A 4,014-nucleotide genomic window follows, 5' to 3' on the forward strand; every position below is an offset into this window, starting at 1 on the left:
GCCCGGGTACATGGTCCAGGCCTGGTTGGCGCTGTTGAGCATCTCGAACAGGCACTGGTTCACCACGAAGGGCAGGCCCTGCCCGCCGAAGGCCGGGTCGCACGACAGCGCGGGCCAGCCGCCTTCGACGTACTTGGCGTAGGCGTCCTTGAAGCCCTTGGGCGTCTTCACTTCATGCGTGGCCTTGTCGAGCGTGCAGCCCTCTTCGTCGCCGCTGATGTTGAGCGGGAAGGTCACCTCGGCGGCAAACTTGCCGGCCTCCTCGATCACCGCGTTGATGGTGTCGGCATCGGTCTCGGCATGGGCCGGAAGCGCCTTGAGTTCGTCGGCGACGTTGAGCACTTCGTGCAGCACGAACTGCATGTCGCGTACGGGTGGGTTGTAGCTGGGCATCCGGGACTCTCCTGGTCGAAAACTGAAAGGAAAAAAAAAAGAAAAGCGAAAAAGGGGCCGCTCAGCGCACCTGCTTGAGCCGGCGGGAGGCCGCGGGCTTGGCCGCCGATGCCGCGGCTTCGGCGGGGGGCGCATCGGGCGTGGCGCTGCGCGCAAGGATGTTGTCGAAGCCGACGTTGGCGCGGCCGATCGAGCCCGGCACCTGCAGGAAGCGCGCTTCGTAGTGCAGCGCGAGGATCAGGCCGTGGATCTCGAAGGCCAGCTGCCGCTCGTCGGCATCGGCGCGCAGATGGCCTTCGCTCTTGGCCTGCACGATGGCGCGCAGCACGGCCGCCTGCCAGATGCTGACCGACTCCACCAGCGCATCGCGCACCGGGCCGGGACGGTCGTCGAATTCGGAAGCGCCGCTGATGTAGATGCAGCCCGAGTCGATCTCGGCCGAGGTGCGCTTCATCCAGTTGGCGAACATGGCGCGCAGGCGCGGCAGACCGCGCGGCGCCTCGAGCGCGGGAAAAAACACTTCCTGCTCGAAACGTGCGTGATACTCGCGCACCACGGAAATCTGCAGTTCCTCGCGCGAGCCGAAATGGGCGAACACGCCCGACTTGCTCATCTTGGTGAGCTCGGCCACCGCGCCGATCGACAGGCCCTCGAGCCCGATCTGCGCCGCCAGCGCCAGCGCCGCGTCGACGATCACGGCCTTGGTCTGCTGGCCCTTCTGAGCAGCGCGGGCCGGTTTGGCGGGAACGGCATTGACAGGCATCGTGGAAGCTCCGGAATAAAACGAACGGTCGTTCTATTTTGCAGGGGCTTTGCACTTTTGGYTGTCAATGACCTTCCGTGGTTGAAGGTTAATGGGCGGGAAGCGGGGCCGCCATGCCCCGCCCCTCCCCGGATCAGAACTCCTGCGAGACCGGCCGCAGCACCACCTCGTTGATGTCCACGTCCGCGGGCTGCTCCACGGCATAGACCACGGCGCGCGCCACCGAATCGGCGGGAATCTGGTTGGCCTCGTAGAACGCCTTCACGCCGGCCGCGCTCTCGGCGTCGGTGCTGCCGAACTTCAGCTCCGACTCCACCGCGCCGGGCGAGACGATGGTCACGCGCACGCCGCTGTTGCCCATTTCGACGCGCAGCCCTTCGGAGATCGCGCGCACCGCATGCTTGGTTGCGCTGTAGACCGTGCCGATCGGCGTGAACACCTTGAGCCCCGCGATCGACGCGACGTTGACGATGTGGCCGCTGCCCTGCGCCTGCATGCGCGGCAGCACCGCGGCAATGCCGTAGAGCACGCCCTTGATGTTGACGTCGATGGTGCGGTCCCACTCGTCGACCTTGAGCTTCTCGAGTGGCGACAGCGGCATCACGCCCGCGTTGTTGACCAGCACGTCGATGCGGCCGAAGGCCTCGACGGTGGCGGCCGCGAGCTTGTCGAGATCGGCGCGCTTCGCCACGTCGGTGGCCACGGCAATGGCCTCGCCGCCGGCCTCGCGGATCTCGGCGACCACCTTGTCCAGGCGATCGGTGCGGCGCGCCGCGAGCACCACCTTGGCGCCGCGCGCGGCCAGGTGGCGCGCGGTCGATTCGCCGAGCCCGCTGCTCGCGCCGGTGACGATGGCGACCTTGCCTTGGATGTTGTCTTGAACGGATGCCATGGGAATTCCTTTCGGGTGTGTGGAAGAAGAAGTGCATGCAGTGTGGAAAATCCGTGCATTCCCGTAAATGAAACTCTTGCGAGTTCAGAATTCCCCAAGCTGGAACACACCGCCTCTTGAAAGCACCACCATGGCCAACCGTCTTGAAGCCCTGCGCGTGTTCTGCACTGCCGCCGCTGCCGCCAACTTCCGCGAGGCCGCCGCGCGCCTGTCCGTCTCGCCGCAGGTCGTGACGCGCGCGGTGCGCGAGCTGGAAGAAGAACTGGGCGAGCCGCTGTTCCACCGCAGCACGCGCGGCGTGCAGCTCACCGACTTCGGCCGGCAGCTGGCCGAGCGTGCCCGCGTGGCGGTGGGCAGCGTCGACGAGCTGTTCCACCAGATCGACCGGCGCGCGCTGTCGCAGCATGCGGGCACGGTGCGGGTCACGGCGCCGCACGTGTACGCCCGGCTCATTCCGCAGGCGCTGGCGCCGCTGCTGGCGGCGCACCCCGGGCTGGTGCTCGACCTGCGCCTGTCGGAGCAGCATGCCGACGTGGTCGACGAGCAGATCGACATCGGCGTGCGCGTGGGGCCGATGCGCGACGCGCGCTTCGTGGCACGCGCCGTCGGCAAGATGGCGCTGCATGTGGTGGCAGCGCCGGCGCTCATCGAAAGAGTGGGCCGGCCGCAGGGCCTCGATGCGCTTGCGGCGCTGCCGCTCACCGCGCTGATCGACCGCAGCTCGGGTCGCCCTTGGCCGTGGGCCTTCAGCAGGCGGCGGGTGGTGACGGTGTCCTCGCCCGCCTTCGTGACCGACAGCATCGATGCCGAATGCGCCGCCGTGCTCGCGGGCGTGGGCTTCGGGCAGCTGATCGGGCCGCTGGCGGAACCGTGGCTGCGCACAGGCGCGATGCTGCCCGTGCTGGAGGCCGAGGCGCCCGAGCCCTGGCCGATCCACGTCTACCGCCCGCAGCGTGCGCCGGTGCCGGCGCGCGTGCGGCTGGTGTACGACGAACTGATCCGCGTGCTGCGTTGAAGACGCAGCGGGTCAGTCGTACTTCTGGCCGGTGCGCATCAGCTCCGGCGTGCCGATCACCTCGTTGAGCGCGTCGAAGTCCAGCATCTGCGGCCRCCAGGGCTGCGTGGTGCGGTGCCGGTGCAGGCTCGCGTAGTAGCCCTGCAGCGTGTGCACCACCGCGCGCGCCGTGCCGCCCGGAAAGATCGCGATGCGAAAGCCGTGGGCCTGCAGCGCATCGGCATCCTGGATCGGCGTCCTGCCGCCTTCGACCATGTTGGCCAGCAGCGGCACGCGGTCGCCGAAGCGCCGGCAGGCGGCATCCATCTGCTCGGGCGAGCGCAGCGCCTCGATGAAGAGCGCATCGACGCCGCAGGCGAGGTATGCCTCGGCACGGTCGAGCGCAGCCTCCAGCCCTTCGACCGCCACCGCATCGGTGCGCGCGAGGATCAGCGTGTTGCTCGACGCGCGCGCATCGAGCGCGGCCTTGAGCTTGCCGACCATCTCGCGCTCGGGCACCACGGCCTTGCCGTCGAGGTGGCCGCAGCGCTTGGGAAAGGTCTGGTCCTCGATCTGCACCATGGCCGCACCCGCGCGCTCGAAGCCGCGCACGGTGCGCTGGGTGTTGAGCGCGTTGCCGAAGCCGGTGTCGGCATCGACGATCACGGGCAGGTTCACGCGCTCGGTGATGCGCGCGAGCGTGTCCTCCACCTCGGTGAAGGTGGTGAGGCCGATGTCGGAGCGGCCGAGCCGCGTGTAGGCGATGGAGGCGCCCGAGAGGTACAGCGCCTCGAAGCCGGCCTGCTCGGCCACCAGCGCGCTGAGCGCGTCGTACACGCCGGGCGCGAGCACGATGTCCTTGCGCGCGAGCCGGGTCTTGAAGGAGGGATTCGTCATTGGGACGCTTTCGTCGATTGGATCAGTGCGGCCGCCGTGCGCGCCGCGATGTAGCCGCCGGCCACCGCGCTCAGC

At 68.6% G+C, this 4,014-nt stretch carries 4 protein-coding genes and 1 pseudogene; 1 reads left to right on the forward strand and 4 read right to left on the reverse strand.

The features are described from left to right. The 3 genes and pseudogenes from AC1DOC_RS22910 to AC1DOC_RS22920 all read right to left on the reverse strand — a co-directional run. Nucleotides 1–393 (reverse strand): annotated as a pseudogene (locus AC1DOC_RS22910) (acyl-CoA dehydrogenase); the annotation flags it as partial. Nucleotides 394–454: 61 nt separating this feature from the next. Beyond that, nucleotides 455–1,156 (reverse strand): TetR/AcrR family transcriptional regulator, encoded by a 702-nt coding sequence (locus tag AC1DOC_RS22915; protein ID WP_478079520.1) that lies wholly within the window; start codon nt 1,154–1,156, stop codon nt 455–457. A 133-nt stretch (nt 1,157–1,289) separates the two neighbouring features. After that, complete coding sequence (locus AC1DOC_RS22920) at nt 1,290–2,048, reverse strand: SDR family oxidoreductase (RefSeq protein WP_062363314.1); 759 nt, start codon at nt 2,046–2,048, stop codon at nt 1,290–1,292. A 130-nt stretch (nt 2,049–2,178) separates the two neighbouring features. Here AC1DOC_RS22920 and AC1DOC_RS22925 point away from each other — a divergent pair, with 130 nt between their 5' ends. Continuing rightward, nucleotides 2,179–3,063 (forward strand): LysR family transcriptional regulator, encoded by an 885-nt coding sequence (locus AC1DOC_RS22925; protein ID WP_307596401.1) that lies wholly within the window; start codon nt 2,179–2,181, stop codon nt 3,061–3,063. Between the two features lie 12 nt (nt 3,064–3,075). On the opposite strand, the gene AC1DOC_RS22930 is transcribed toward AC1DOC_RS22925, so the two are convergent. Further along, nucleotides 3,076–3,939 carry an isocitrate lyase/PEP mutase family protein gene (locus AC1DOC_RS22930; RefSeq protein ID WP_478130547.1) on the reverse strand — a complete coding sequence of 288 codons (864 nt, stop codon included), beginning with the start codon at nt 3,937–3,939 and terminating at the stop codon, nt 3,076–3,078. Nucleotides 3,940–4,014: the final 75 nt, after the last annotated feature.

This window comes from Variovorax sp. 01T439_2, assembly GCF_056398445.1.